The sequence below is a fragment of the Enterococcus sp. AZ191 genome (assembly GCF_051713845.1).
GTDB lineage: Bacteria > Bacillota > Bacilli > Lactobacillales > Enterococcaceae > Enterococcus_B > Enterococcus_B durans.
In genome coordinates this window covers 507,501-520,269 of record NZ_JBIOQS010000001.1, presented here as the reverse complement: position 1 = coordinate 520,269, position 12,769 = coordinate 507,501, and the positions used below count along the sequence as shown (strand labels likewise).

8 protein-coding genes, 20 tRNA genes and 1 riboswitch (1 of these 29 running past the window's edge) are annotated in these 12,769 nt (G+C 40.6%); of the genes, 1 reads left to right on the top strand and 27 read right to left on the bottom strand.

The genetic code is table 11. The features are described 5' to 3' along the window. Positions 1 to 134: 134 nt before the first annotated feature. Positions 135 to 1,904, bottom strand: a complete 1,770-nt coding sequence (locus tag IGI47_RS02595) for an ABC transporter ATP-binding protein (protein WP_311930901.1) — start codon at positions 1,902 to 1,904, stop codon at positions 135 to 137. Between the two features lie 2 nt (positions 1,905 to 1,906). Then, positions 1,907 to 3,619: an ABC transporter ATP-binding protein gene (locus IGI47_RS02590; RefSeq protein ID WP_005877999.1), complete on the bottom strand. Its 1,713-nt coding sequence runs from the start codon at positions 3,617 to 3,619 to the stop codon at positions 1,907 to 1,909. A gap of 116 nt (positions 3,620 to 3,735) precedes the next feature. Between IGI47_RS02590 and IGI47_RS02585 the strand changes: the two genes are divergently transcribed. Next, positions 3,736 to 4,395 (top strand): TetR family transcriptional regulator, encoded by a 660-nt coding sequence (locus tag IGI47_RS02585; protein ID WP_438783229.1) that lies wholly within the window; start codon positions 3,736 to 3,738, stop codon positions 4,393 to 4,395. Between the two features lie 107 nt (positions 4,396 to 4,502). Here the strand turns inward: IGI47_RS02585 and IGI47_RS02580 are convergent, their stop codons facing one another. The 25 genes from IGI47_RS02580 to IGI47_RS02460 form a co-directional block, all read right to left on the bottom strand. Further along, the gene (locus tag IGI47_RS02580; RefSeq protein WP_438783228.1) at positions 4,503 to 5,582 is read right to left on the bottom strand and encodes an FUSC family protein; all 1,080 of its coding nucleotides are present in this window, start codon (positions 5,580 to 5,582) and stop codon (positions 4,503 to 4,505) included. 59 nt (positions 5,583 to 5,641) lie between these two features. Further along, complete coding sequence (locus IGI47_RS02575; protein ID WP_311930905.1) at positions 5,642 to 6,184, bottom strand: acyl-CoA thioesterase; 543 nt, start codon at positions 6,182 to 6,184, stop codon at positions 5,642 to 5,644. Positions 6,185 to 6,440: 256 nt separating this feature from the next. Next, positions 6,441 to 7,235: an alpha/beta hydrolase gene (locus IGI47_RS02570; RefSeq protein WP_438783226.1), complete on the bottom strand. Its 795-nt coding sequence runs from the start codon at positions 7,233 to 7,235 to the stop codon at positions 6,441 to 6,443. Between the two features lie 114 nt (positions 7,236 to 7,349). Then, positions 7,350 to 8,825: an MDR family MFS transporter gene (locus tag IGI47_RS02565; protein WP_438783225.1), complete on the bottom strand. Its 1,476-nt coding sequence runs from the start codon at positions 8,823 to 8,825 to the stop codon at positions 7,350 to 7,352. A 167-nt stretch (positions 8,826 to 8,992) separates the two neighbouring features. Further along, the gene (gene metK, locus IGI47_RS02560) at positions 8,993 to 10,186 is read right to left on the bottom strand and encodes a methionine adenosyltransferase (protein WP_005877990.1); all 1,194 of its coding nucleotides are present in this window, start codon (positions 10,184 to 10,186) and stop codon (positions 8,993 to 8,995) included. Then, positions 10,184 to 10,263: riboswitch (SMK box riboswitch) on the bottom strand. It overlaps the preceding gene by 3 nt. Before the next feature lie 718 nt (positions 10,264 to 10,981). Further along, a tRNA-Glu gene (locus IGI47_RS02555) sits at positions 10,982 to 11,053 on the bottom strand. Positions 11,054 to 11,066: 13 nt separating this feature from the next. Beyond that, positions 11,067 to 11,140 (bottom strand) — tRNA-Ile (locus tag IGI47_RS02550). A 14-nt stretch (positions 11,141 to 11,154) separates the two neighbouring features. Beyond that, positions 11,155 to 11,225 (bottom strand) — tRNA-Gly (locus IGI47_RS02545). A gap of 4 nt (positions 11,226 to 11,229) precedes the next feature. Further along, a tRNA-Phe gene (locus IGI47_RS02540) sits at positions 11,230 to 11,302 on the bottom strand. 3 nt (positions 11,303 to 11,305) lie between these two features. Continuing rightward, a tRNA-Asp gene (locus tag IGI47_RS02535) sits at positions 11,306 to 11,378 on the bottom strand. Between the two features lie 18 nt (positions 11,379 to 11,396). Beyond that, positions 11,397 to 11,470 (bottom strand) — tRNA-Met (locus IGI47_RS02530). Positions 11,471 to 11,481: 11 nt separating this feature from the next. After that, positions 11,482 to 11,571 (bottom strand) — tRNA-Ser (locus IGI47_RS02525). 17 nt (positions 11,572 to 11,588) lie between these two features. Next, positions 11,589 to 11,660 (bottom strand) — tRNA-Glu (locus tag IGI47_RS02520). 17 nt (positions 11,661 to 11,677) lie between these two features. Beyond that, a tRNA-Ser gene (locus tag IGI47_RS02515) sits at positions 11,678 to 11,765 on the bottom strand. Between the two features lie 24 nt (positions 11,766 to 11,789). Next, positions 11,790 to 11,863: transfer RNA gene (locus IGI47_RS02510), tRNA-Ile, on the bottom strand. Between the two features lie 13 nt (positions 11,864 to 11,876). Beyond that, positions 11,877 to 11,947 (bottom strand) — tRNA-Gly (locus tag IGI47_RS02505). A gap of 1 nt (position 11,948) precedes the next feature. Then, a tRNA-Asp gene (locus tag IGI47_RS02500) sits at positions 11,949 to 12,025 on the bottom strand. 43 nt (positions 12,026 to 12,068) lie between these two features. Continuing rightward, positions 12,069 to 12,142, bottom strand: a tRNA-Met gene (locus IGI47_RS02495). Between the two features lie 11 nt (positions 12,143 to 12,153). After that, a tRNA-Ser gene (locus IGI47_RS02490) sits at positions 12,154 to 12,243 on the bottom strand. 24 nt (positions 12,244 to 12,267) lie between these two features. Then, positions 12,268 to 12,341 (bottom strand) — tRNA-Ile (locus tag IGI47_RS02485). A gap of 13 nt (positions 12,342 to 12,354) precedes the next feature. Next, positions 12,355 to 12,428 (bottom strand) — tRNA-Met (locus IGI47_RS02480). Positions 12,429 to 12,455: 27 nt separating this feature from the next. Beyond that, a tRNA-Ala gene (locus tag IGI47_RS02475) sits at positions 12,456 to 12,528 on the bottom strand. A gap of 19 nt (positions 12,529 to 12,547) precedes the next feature. Next, positions 12,548 to 12,621: transfer RNA gene (locus IGI47_RS02470), tRNA-Pro, on the bottom strand. Between the two features lie 9 nt (positions 12,622 to 12,630). Continuing rightward, a tRNA-Arg gene (locus IGI47_RS02465) sits at positions 12,631 to 12,704 on the bottom strand. 10 nt (positions 12,705 to 12,714) lie between these two features. Beyond that, positions 12,715 to 12,769, bottom strand: a tRNA-Leu gene (locus IGI47_RS02460); it runs 31 nt beyond the window's last position.

The following is a 12,769-nucleotide window of genomic DNA, read 5'->3' as shown; positions in this document are numbered from 1 at the left end:
TGAAGGTCAGCTCTTTGATAAGTTTGGAAAAAAGATGACCTGCATCAAACAATAAGAATGAGCAGCACCTTGTCGATAAAAAAACGTACGATGGAAAGATCACCAAAATCTTCCCTCGTACGTTTTTTCTTCTATTATTCAAATACAAATTGGTTGTGGTATAACTCTGCGTAAAAACCGTCTTCTGCTAATAACTGATGATGATTTCCTTCTTCAATAACTTTACCATCTCGTAATACAACGATTCGATCAGCATTTAAAATCGTCTTCAAACGGTGAGCAATCACAAAACTTGTCCGTCCTTTGATGGCTTCGTCCATTGCCTTCTGGATTCTAGCTTCTGTCACAGTATCTACGTTACTAGTTGCTTCATCTAAGATCAGTAAAGAGGGATTTGTGATGATTGTCCGAGCAATACTGATCAACTGTTTTTGCCCCGTGCTAAATAGATTATTTTCTTCAGATACTTCCGTTTCATATCCTTTATCTAAATTCATGATGAAATCATGGATATTTGCTTGTTGGGCTGCATTGATGACCTCTTCATCTGTCGCATCTGGTTTTCCGAATACGATATTGTCACGAATCGTTCCAGAGAACAAGACAGATTCTTGTAAAACGATCCCAACATGTTTACGTAAAGCATCTAGATCGTATTCGCGGATATCCGTCCCATCAATCGTAACTGACCCGCTATTGACATCGTAAAAGCGATTGAGCAAATTCATGATGGTCGTTTTACCTGAACCAGTTGGCCCCACTAAGGCAACCATTTCCCCTTTGTCTACATTGATCGATACATCATTTAGCACCATTTTATCAGGACTGTAACCAAAATCTACATGATTCAACGCTAACCCTTTCTCAATGCCGTCAAATGGTTGTCCATGTTCTGGTTTCACTTCATCTTTTTCAGCAAACATTTCATTTAATCTTCTTGCTCCAGTGATCGCTAATTGGATCATGCTGTAACCAGAAGAAATCTGCATCAATGGCTGGTAATATTGTTGGGAGTATTGAACAAATGTAACGACTAATCCCAAAGCCACTGAACGTTCCAGATCCCCATTCAAGGCTAACCAACCGCCAAAGAAAATGACGATTGCAGTATTCACTAGTGACATTCCTTGCATCATCGGAAAGAGTAAACCAGAATAAGCTTGTCCTTTGAATGTTGCTTTTCGAACAGTTTCGTTATGTTCCAAAAAGCCGTCAATCGTTTCTTCTTGCAGTCCATTGGTGATGATCACACGCTGTCCACTGATTTTTTCATCCATATATCCATTCAGTTTACCGACTTCGTCTTGTTGTAGATCAACGTATTTTCTTGCTTTTCGAATAACCAGTACTGCGATTAAAATAGCAACTGGGGTGGACGCAATCGTTGCCCATGCTAATTCGACATTTTGACGAAACATCATGATCAAGATACCAAAAAGTAACACAATATTGGTAATTACTTGAAGCAAAGCTTGATTTAAACTGTTTTGGATGTTATCCAAATCACTGGTAAAGCGACTTAAAATTTCACCATCTTGATGAGAGTCAAAAAAGCGGATCGTTAATTTTTCCAACTTATTGAATAGCCCGATACGCATGCGGTTGGTTGACTTGCCAACAACTTGTGTAAACAAGATACTGTAAATAAAATTCGCTGCACTCGCCAACACATAGAAAATCAACAGCTTCCAGATAATAGAAAGAAAACTACTTTTATCATCTACCCCTTGCATCAAGGCACCAATATAGTTTGCTAATTCTTGGAAGGCTTCACCAATATACTGAGGTGCTTTGACCTGGAGATACGTCGCAATGATAACTGTAACAAAGATAAAGAAAAAGGAGACCTTATAACGTTTCAAATAATGATAGAAAAACTTACTTGCTTTGATCAAATCAGTCATGGTTACTCCTCCGTTCCTTTTTGAGTTTCAAAAATCTCTTGATAGATGCGGTTTGTTGCAGCTAATTCTTCATGTGTGCCTTCACCAACAAGTCTACCCTCATCTAAAACCAAGATACGATCTGCTTTCACAACCGAAGCAATCTTTTGCGCAATCACGATGGTTGTTGTATCTTTCAATTCTTTATTGAGTGCTTCTCGCACTAATTTTTCTGAACGTGCATCTAACGCACTTGTACTGTCATCTAAGATCAAGATCTTAGGATCACCGATCACTCCACGAGTAATCGACAACCGTTGTTTCTGACCGCCAGAGAAATTACTGCTGCGTTCTTCTACTGGTGCTTCGTAGCGGTCAGCCAGTTTTTCGATAAATTCCTTGGCTTGAGCGATGCCAGAAGCATGCTCCATATCTTTTTCCGAAGCATCTTTCTTTCCTTGACGTAAGTTTTGTGCGATAGTACCAGAGAATAAAATAGCTTTTTGTAGGACAAATGCAACGGTATGGCGCAAGCTTTTTTCATTTACTTGGCGTAAATCGACACCACCTACTTCGACTTTTCCTGTTGTTGGGTCGAATAATCTTGGGATCAACTGTGCTAAAGTCGATTTACCTGCACCTGTTGCTCCAACGATACCAACCATTTCCCCTGCTTGGATCGAAAAACTGATATCTTTTAATGTATCTTCATCGTCCCCAGGATAGCGGAAAGAGACATGATCGAACGTAACGGAGCCTGACAATTCCTGTTCTGGAACATCTGGATAAGTCAAATCTGGTTCTGTATCTAAAATTTCTTTGATTCGTTTTAAGGAAACTGCTGCTCTTGACGTCATCATCATCATCATTCCACCAATGATGATCGCCATCATGATCTGCATCAGATAATTCATGAATGAAGCAATCCCACCGATCAATGTTGGATCATCTTTGGCTATATCACTAACAAAGAAAATTGCGCCAACGACTGCTAGATTGGCCGCTAACATAAACGAAGGAATCATCACAGAAAATAAGGTTCCTACGATGATATTGTGTTTTGTTAAGTCTTCACTTACTTTACTAAAATTCTTTAATTGGTTTTCTTCTTGAACGAAAGATTTCACTACTCGAATCCCCATGAGGTTTTCTTTTGCGATACTGTTCACTTTATCGATCAATTTTTGGATGATCATAAAATGTTTTCCCATTCGTGTAAAGGATAACGCCGTGATCAAAAATACTGCCACGATCAACGCTACGATGATCCACCATAATTGTGGCATAGTCAACATTGCTAGAATAAATGCCCCAATAAATAGAAATGGGATTCTAAATAATGATTGCAACGAGATCATGACTAAGTTCTGGATCTGCGTAATATCATTGGTCAAACGTACAACCAAGTTTCCTGCAGAAAATTGTTCGATATTTCCAAATGAAAAGGTTTGGATTTTTCGGAAAGCTTCTTCACGGATGTCTGCACTGACACCTTGGGCAACCTTTGCAGAAAAAATCGTATTCGTCACCCCAGCCGCTAGACCTAACAAAGCCAAACTGATCAAATAGACCCCGATTGTTTTCATTTCGTCGTTATCTTCTGTAATGATTGCTTCAAGTACTTGCTGCAGCAGTTTTGGTTGCCAAAGTGTGGCAGCGACCATGATAGCCACAGACAACAATGAAATGAAGACAGCACTCTTATATTTTTTTGCATGTCTTAAAATTAAGTTCATTGGTCGTTACACCCCTTTTTTTCAAAATTGACAGGCCTTATTTAACACTGTAAAATTAGACCGACTAACAATTTACCATGTATAAAAAAATAATGCAATACAAGAGGTTGATTAAATTGGAAACAAAGCTTTCTCAAGAAATAATTATCCAAACTGCCTTTGCGATTCTGGCAGAAACACAGGAACTTTCAAAATTATCCATGCGTAATCTAGCGTTTAAAGCAAATGTCAAAGCACCTGCAATTTACTGGTACTTTAAAAATAAACAAGAATTACTGCAAAAAATGGCAGAATCCATGGAAGATCAGCTTGTTATTCCTGCTATCCAGCTATCTTGGGAAGAACGACTTTTTCAATTTATGGAAAATTACTATGATCTTTACACTACGTTCCCTTGCGGTACTGAACTTGAGATCAATACCATTCCAGCCTACTCTAGTCGATTAGAACATTTAGAAATGATGATCCAAACCCTTATGCAAGCGGGCTTTTCGGTCACCCAAAGTCGGCAAGCTGTTTCCTCTCTCCATAATCTTTTGATTGGCCAGCTGATGGACCATCAACATGAACAACAGCTTCGTCAAAAAATCATTGCAGGCAACCCTTCCCTAAAAAACGCGATCCTGACAATGAAAAATTATGTCGAAGAAAATGAATTAACTGGCCTAAAAGCCAGTATCACTGCACATCAACACGCGGAGAGTGAAAAACAGCTTTTCCTTTCAAGTATTTCTATATATATTGAAGGATTGAAACACGTTAACTTCAAAGGTTAAGCTATGTCATCCCTCTCCCACACTTTTTGACTCACTAAAAAAGAATCCTCGATAAAATCGCAGCTCGAAATCATTCAAGCATTGCGTTTTATCAAGAGTTCTTTTTATCATTCAAGAAGTGAATGTTCTCTTCTGTTTTTATACCACTCCATTTTTTTACTATACCATTGAGTAAGCCAGATGAATAAGAGTGCCACTCCCACACCAATCATGTTATCTATTACTCTCATCATTGTTGCTTCTGTTAATCCAAACAAACTACTTGCGACAGTCAATGCCCCAAAGCAGTTAAAAACTGTCTTATAGCGATAAGTCGAACAGAAGCCCAATATAAACCCGCCGCTAAGACTCAGTAAACCGCTTGGTAACAAGGAACTTGCGACTATAAACAAGGTGCTCCCTAATATAGTTCCAAGGATTCGATCAATTGCCCGCTCTTTGAAAGTGATTCCTAAAAATCCATAACTGGAATATAAAGAAGAAAAAGCAAATCCAATCCACATGAAACGCTGAAAAGAACTATAGCGACTTAGCACAATCAAAATAGAAATACTTAGAGAATAACTAAATAGCCACACTAGTTGTCGTCTTTTTCCATTTCTCCATACAGCTAAAAATGAAGTCGTTTTGTTTTTTGTTCGATGTTTTTTGTATAATATCGCTGCAAATATCCCAAAAAAGAGAAGAAACAGGATACTTCGATTGAGCCATTGCTGCGGGGCTAATTTTTCTCCCCAGATAGAATACACAATAAAGATGTAAGCAAAGCCATATAATCCTGCATTTCCCATTTTCGGCTCACTAGCAGTTACCAGCAAAATGATCGTCAACAGTCCAAAATACACAACTAAACGAAGCATAGCCGAAGGAATCCACTGTATGTCAGGTAAAATAAAAAAAGCTCCCATCACACCAGCTAAGCCCCAGATAGAATGCGTGATAGTGTAACCAAAATCAACAAATCGCAGACTTAACAGCATACAAAAGAATACGACAGCCTCCGCCTTTGCTTCTATACCAAATATCGCCGTGACAACAGAGATCATCAGGACCGCAAAAGCCACAATCAAGCAGGAACGGCTGATTAATGAAGCCAGCCATCTTCTTTTTTCTTTCTTTGTTTTCACCTCATTTATCTTTTGTTTCAAAATAATCGGGTCTAACTGTAAAGACTGATAAAAGCCCAAGGGTCTCTCCTCCTTTAAAACAATTGCTTTTCTCATTCAAATGAAAAATTTTTCTACCTCTAGCTTTCTTTTTCTGACTCGTTCCAAGGAAGCTCCAGCGACAATCGCTTGGCAAATTCTTTATACTCGTCTCGTTCATGTAACCTCTGACTTCTTCTTTTTTCATACCCTGAACAAACCATTGCTTCTTCCGTACTGCTGGGAAGGACTTTAGGAACAGTGAATTCCACTTCTTCATTCATGTGAGAAGGAACTGCGACAAAGGTAGTGAAGCACGTGGCCGCAAGATAACGTTCGCCTGTTGTCAGATTCTCACCAATAATTTTGACGAAAACTTCCATTGATTTGTGGTGCGTACCAGATACATAGGATTCCACACATACGGAATGATTTTCATGTAATGGTTTCAAAAAATTCAAGCTATCTAAAGAAGCCGTAACTGCTCCTCTTCGACAATGCCTCGTCACTGAAATTGATGCAGCATCATCGATCATCGTCATCAGCTTTCCCCCAAACAAAAAACCAAACGGGTTCAGATCAAAAGGAAAAATCCGATGCGTCTGGATCACCATTGACTCTTTACAATACTTCGTTTCTTCCAAAAAATTCACCTCATAAAATTATTTCTATTTTTTGTATTGTTTGCGTAGAGGAATATACCATAAATCATCAGGAAAGCAAATAGATATCGTTCATTTAAAATGACTACAAAAAACAAAGCCATGTGTAACGAAGTAAACACTTCACTACATACGACTCTCATTTTCCAACGCTCAAATTCAATTATAAGATAACAAACGACTGACCATAAACGGTGCCAAAATTAAGCCTTTGGCAACCCGAAGTCAGCCGTTTCAATTAATTTTTATCTTCTTCAAAAAGCCAGTCAAGGGCCCGTTGGATCCAGTGATCCCAGAAAATCCAATTGTGGTCTCCTGGTCCATGTTCAAAAGTGACACCAATGCCATTTTGTTTCATTGAATCCACCATTTCCTGATTGACATCATACAGAAAATCAGACTCGCCGCAAGCTAGATACATACGAGGTGCGTTTTTTCCACTTTTTACTAATTGTTCCAACAGATACTGAGGATCATTAACAGAACCTTTGATTTGTTCTAATGGACCAAAAATGCCTTCCCAGAATTTTGCTTTACGGACCATTAAAAGATCATCCATACGGTTTCCAACAGAGATTGCTCCAGATAGAGAAATGATTGCAGCAAAATTTTCCGGTTTTGCTAAGCCAAGTTTCAATGCACCGTAACCACCCATTGATAACCCAGCAGCATACGTTTTTTCTCTTTTTGTCGTCAACTGTGGAAATAACTCATGACAGATTTCAGGAAGTTCTTCTGCTATAAATGTCCAATAATTCATGTCATAAGCCGTATCTGTGTACCAGCCAAGATCAGTAGAAGGCATGATGACTGCTAAGCCATGGTCTGCTACATATCTTTCTATCGACGTTCTTCGTTCCCAGACACTGTGATTTCCTCCCATTCCATGAAGAAGGTATAAAACTGGCACATCCATTGTTTCCTGTTCTGAACTCGTACCGATCACTTTTTTTGTCTTTTGCGGAAGGATCACATTTAGATTGACCTCCATCTCTAAGACATTCGAATAAATATTTGCTTGAATAAACGCCATGTTGAAACTTCCTTTCTAAGGCTGTGAATGTAATCTTGTTTCCTATGCGAGTGTTTCTCTCTTCAATATAATTACATGATTACCTTACGCCAATAGTTCTTTCACTGTCTCATTTCAATACTCTCTTATTCTATCACTTTTATCTCGAACAAAAAACGTTAAGGCAAAAGCAAGTACTACTAAGAGCAATCCTACAAAATAAACTTGATGTAACCCATCATACAATATTCCACGTAATGGTGTAAGCAATCCCGCTTCGATTTCTTTCGCTGTTTGCGGATTAACAAGCTTGTTCATGATATCTGGATCATCCGTTAGATTCCTTGCTGCTAGTTCGCTTTGTGTAATGCCGTTGATCAATAACCCGAATATCGCCACCATTACTGTTTGACCAATTGTTCGAACCAATGTATTAAATGATGTAGCAACACCTAACTGTTCTCGTGGTACACTATTTTGCGCACTAACTGTTGAGGTCGTCATCGTTATCCCTAACCCCACACCAATAACTGTTGAAATAGCAAAAAACCATAGAAAATTACTGTGAAATGGCATCAACCAAAGCCATGCGCCCCCGACAGCCGCAATAAACAAGCCGATCCGTAAGACCCAATTTGTTGCCATTTGTGTCATCCATTTACTTACTAAGAAAGAACCAACCATCCAAACAAGTGAAAGTGGAGCCAATACTAATCCGCCCACTGCGGCATTCAATCCTAATACCCCTTGCATCCACATTGGGATATATACATCGATTCCCATCAAAAATCCACTGGCTAAAGCAGCAGCTAAATTCACGACTACAAATAGCGGGTTAGAAAACAGATGCAACATGATAACAGGGTCTTTTGCTCTTTTTTCTGCAAAGATGAACAGTCCTAGTAAAGCCACACTCCCTACAAGCAGACTGATTACTACAGGCGTAAACCCTTGATCTCCCAACAATTGAAATCCTAATAACAAGGCAACTAGCATCGCCATCAAACTAAAACTACCAAAAAGATCCATTGGTTTTGATTCATGTTGTACTTTCGGTTCATTCAAGTACAACCAAATCAAGATCATCAATAAGAGCCCAATCGGAACATTGATAAAAAAGATCCAGTGCCAGCTGATCGTTTCAACAATAAATCCACCCGCTAACGGTCCAAACACACTAGCGATCCCCCAAGCTGAACTGTTGAGTCCTAATACCTTTGCTCTTTTTTCGATTGAATACAGATCACCGATGATCGTTAATGCAACAGGCATCATCGCTCCTGCCCCCATTCCCTGAACAGCTCGAGCTACAATCAAACCAATCATTGTTTGAGAAAGACCGCAAAATAGTGAACCGATAATAAATAATAGCGTACCAAAAATAAAAATCGGTTTACGTCCAATTTTGTCAGCTAACTTTCCATAGATAGGTGTCAGCATCGCATTTGTCAGTAAATAAATAGAAAATACCCAGTTCATGATTTCCATTCCATGAAGTGAACCCACAATCGTAGGCATCGCCGTTGTAACGATCGTTCCCTCGATTGCTGTCATAAAAGTCGCGATAAACACACTGATCGTTACGAGTTTGACATTTGTTTCTCTTTTCATCTTATTCCTCCTTTTTATTTTTACAAGAATCATTTTGAGCCAAAAAAAATAAGCTAAATAATTTATCAGAAAATACCAGCTAAAAGTAATCGCTAGTTTACAGTTGATTTTTACCATAAAAAAACTGGAACAATCGCCCTAAAGGCAATCATTCCAGCAACAAAACTCTACTTACCTAAACTTGCTTTTAATGCATCTACTTTGTCAGTATGTTCCCAAGGCAGATCAACATCTGTACGGCCAAAGTGACCATAAGCTGCTGTTTGGCGGTAGATTGGGCGACGTAAGTCAAGCATTTCGATGATACCTGCTGGTCGTAGATCAAAGTTTTCTCTAACCGCTGCAATCAAGTCTTCTTCTGGAACTGTAGAAGTACCAAAAGTATTGATTGAAATAGAGACAGGTTGTGCAACACCGATCGCATAAGCGAGTTGAACTTCTACTTTATGTGCAAGACCAGCTGCTACGATATTTTTAGCAATATAGCGTGCGGCATAACTTGCTGAACGGTCAACTTTTGTTGCATCTTTACCAGAAAAGGCACCACCACCATGACGTGCATAGCCGCCATAAGTATCAACGATGATTTTTCTGCCTGTTAGACCAGCATCACCTTGAGGTCCGCCAATCACGAAACGGCCAGTAGGATTGATATAGTATTTTGTTTTATCATCTAGTAATTCAGCTGGAATAACTTCTTTTATTACTTTTTCGATGACATCACGATGAATTGTTTCATTATCGATTGCGTCATCATGTTGAGTAGAAATAACGATCGTATCAACACGTTCTGGTTGTCCATTATCATCATATTCTACTGTTACTTGTGATTTTGCATCTGGGCGTAAATAAGTCAATTCATTTGATTTACGCAAATCTGCTAAGCGACGGACTAAACGGTGACTCAATGCGATTGGTAAAGGCATCAATTCTGGTGTTTCATCAACCGCGAAACCAAACATCAACCCTTGGTCACCTGCACCGATTTCATCTAATACGTCTTTTTTATCTTCATCTCGGATTTCTAGTGCTTCATCCACACCTTGAGCAATATCAGGAGATTGTTCATCGATTGCAGCTAATACAGCTACCGTATCTCCATCAAATCCGAATTTGGCACGTGTATAACCAATTTCCTTGATCGTTTGGCGAACAACCTTTTGGATATCTACATAAGCTGTTGTAGAAATTTCTCCAAATACTAATACAAGACCAGTCGTTACAGATGTTTCACATGCAACTCTTGCTGTTGGGTCTTGTGCCAAGATTGCATCCAAGATGGCATCGCTGATTTGGTCAGCAATTTTATCTGGATGTCCTTCAGAAACAGATTCTGAGGTAAATAAATGTCTTTCTCCCATAAGTGATTCCCCCTAGTTAAATTCGGTTACAAGGCATCTCCGTATCGTACGGATCCTCTCGGGAACTTGCAACGAACCCAGTATAGCAGATAAAATAGATTTCTGCTCGTTTTTTTGTCGCTTTTAAATAAAAAAATGATTTTCATTTCATATAAAACGCTTCTTACATGCTAACTTTGATACTATTGGAATTTACAGCGTGCTTCAATCCACAGCTGTAAATCACTGTTATGATAGGAATAGTTTTTTTATAAAAACGCCCGCTCCTCACTAAACAGTCCAGATAGAAAAACACCTGATTTTCTTTTAGATTCTATAATATTTGATGTTGTTACTCTTAAAAGTAGAAATGCCAACGAGTGTGGAATAAATCTAAAATTCAGTTTTGCTACAGACTCTCGAATAAACGGCGTCCAAAAATCAGGTCTCTCGGAAATTTCAAAAACGAGGCTGGGACAGAAGTAAGAAACACTTTTGTCTCATTCTTTAAAAACGGATAAACGGTGGGAGCAGAAGCAACTCCTTCTTATTTCTCGGAGTTAAACACTTCTGTCCCAACCTCTCGACCTCAATACGAAACTTCTCCCTTTTACGACTTAATTCAAAACAACACTAATTTATTTAGCGTCTTCTTTTATACTCTGCTCGTCTCACTTTATCCTTCCAAACAATCAGAACAAATCAACACGACCTAAAAAGACTTAGCACAACTATCCAGTAAGATAACTCTGCTAAGCCTTTTGAAATCATTCATTCGGACAAAAAGAAAAAGATACTTGAAAAAGTATCTTTAAATGACCCGTACGGGATTCGAACCCGTGTTACCGCCGTGAAAGGGCGGTGTCTTAACCGCTTGACCAACGGGCCAGGATGAAACTAATGGGCCTAAATGGACTCGAACCATCGACCTCACGCTTATCAGGCGTGCGCTCTAACCAGCTGAGCTATAGGCCCATAAAAAAACTAAAAGCGGGTGACGAGAATCGAACTCGCGACAACAGCTTGGAAGGCTGTGGTTTTACCACTAAACTACACCCGCAGTATGGCGCGGGACAGAATCGAACTGCCGACACATGGAGCTTCAATCCATTGCTCTACCAACTGAGCTACCGAGCCAAACGGTTCCGACGGGAATCGAACCCGCGATCTCCTGCGTGACAGGCAGGCATGTTAACCCCTACACCACGGAACCAGTGTTTTTAGTTTTTAATTGCGGGAGCAGGATTTGAACCTACGACCTTCGGGTTATGAGCCCGACGAGCTACCAGACTGCTCCATCCCGCGATAATAGTAAAAGGAGGATAAGGGATTCGAACCCTTGCACGGTTTTACCCGCCTGACGGTTTTCAAGACCGTTCCCTTCAGCCGGACTTGGGTAATCCTCCAATATGAAACTGTATCATGACCCGTACGGGATTCGAACCCGTGTTACCGCCGTGAAAGGGCGGTGTCTTAACCGCTTGACCAACGGGCCAGGTAAAAATATTGAAACGGAGAAGGAGGGATTTGAACCCTCGCGCCGGTTTCCCGACCTACACCCTTAGCAGGGGCGCCTCTTCAGCCACTTGAGTACTTCCCCAAAACCAATAAGATTTTGTACTAATGGGCCTAAATGGACTCGAACCATCGACCTCACGCTTATCAGGCGTGCGCTCTAACCAGCTGAGCTATAGGCCCATAAAAAACTAAAAGCGGGTGACGAGAATCGAACTCGCGACAACAGCTTGGAAGGCTGTGGTTTTACCACTAAACTACACCCGCATGGCGGTCTGGACGGGACTCGAACCCGCGACCTCCTGCGTGACAGGCAGGCATTCTAACCAACTGAACTACCAAACCATGATTTTAGTTTTTTAATTGTGACTTTATTTTATAAAGTCAATTGCGGGAGCAGGATTTGAACCTACGACCTTCGGGTTATGAGCCCGACGAGCTACCAGACTGCTCCATCCCGCGATAATAGTAAAAGGAGGATAAGGGATTCGAACCCTTGCACGGTTTTACCCGCCTGACGGTTTTCAAGACCGTTCCCTTCAGCCGGACTTGGGTAATCCTCCAATATGAAACTTACAACGCCACTATGGACCTTGTAGGACTCGAACCTACGACCGGACGGTTATGAGCCGTCTGCTCTAACCAACTGAGCTAAAGGTCCAGGCTCTTAAAAATCGCGGCGGAGGGGATCGAACCCCCGACCTCCCGGGTATGAACCGGACGCTCTAGCCAGCTGAGCTACACCGCGAAAAAGATATTCATTATTTAAATGAAATGGAGCCTAGCGGGATCGAACCGCTGACCTCCTGCGTGCAAAGCAGGCGCTCTCCCAGCTGAGCTAAGGCCCCGTGTTGATTTATTTCATTATCGGGAAGACAGGATTCGAACCTGCGACCCCTTGGTCCCAAACCAAGTGCTCTACCAAGCTGAGCTACTTCCCGTTGTTCTAACGCGCCCAAGAGGAGTCGAACCCCTAACCTTTTGATCCGTAGTCAAACACTCTATCCAGTTGAGCTATGGGCGCATATTTGTAATGCCGAGGACCGGAATCGAACCGGTACGGTGATCACTCACCGCAGGATTTTAAGT

Bases quoted from the DNA above. Each gene is read 5' to 3' on its own strand.
- IGI47_RS02595 (WP_311930901.1), bottom strand. From the start codon at position 1,904: ATGACTGATTTGATCAAAGCAAGTAAGTTTTTCTATCATTATTTGAAA.
- IGI47_RS02590 (WP_005877999.1), bottom strand. From the start codon at position 3,619: ATGAACTTAATTTTAAGACATGCAAAAAAATATAAGAGTGCTGTCTTC.
- IGI47_RS02570 (WP_438783226.1), bottom strand. From the start codon at position 7,235: ATGGCGTTTATTCAAGCAAATATTTATTCGAATGTCTTAGAGATGGAG.
- IGI47_RS02565 (WP_438783225.1), bottom strand. From the start codon at position 8,825: ATGAAAAGAGAAACAAATGTCAAACTCGTAACGATCAGTGTGTTTATC.
- metK (WP_005877990.1), bottom strand. From the start codon at position 10,186: ATGGGAGAAAGACATTTATTTACCTCAGAATCTGTTTCTGAAGGACAT.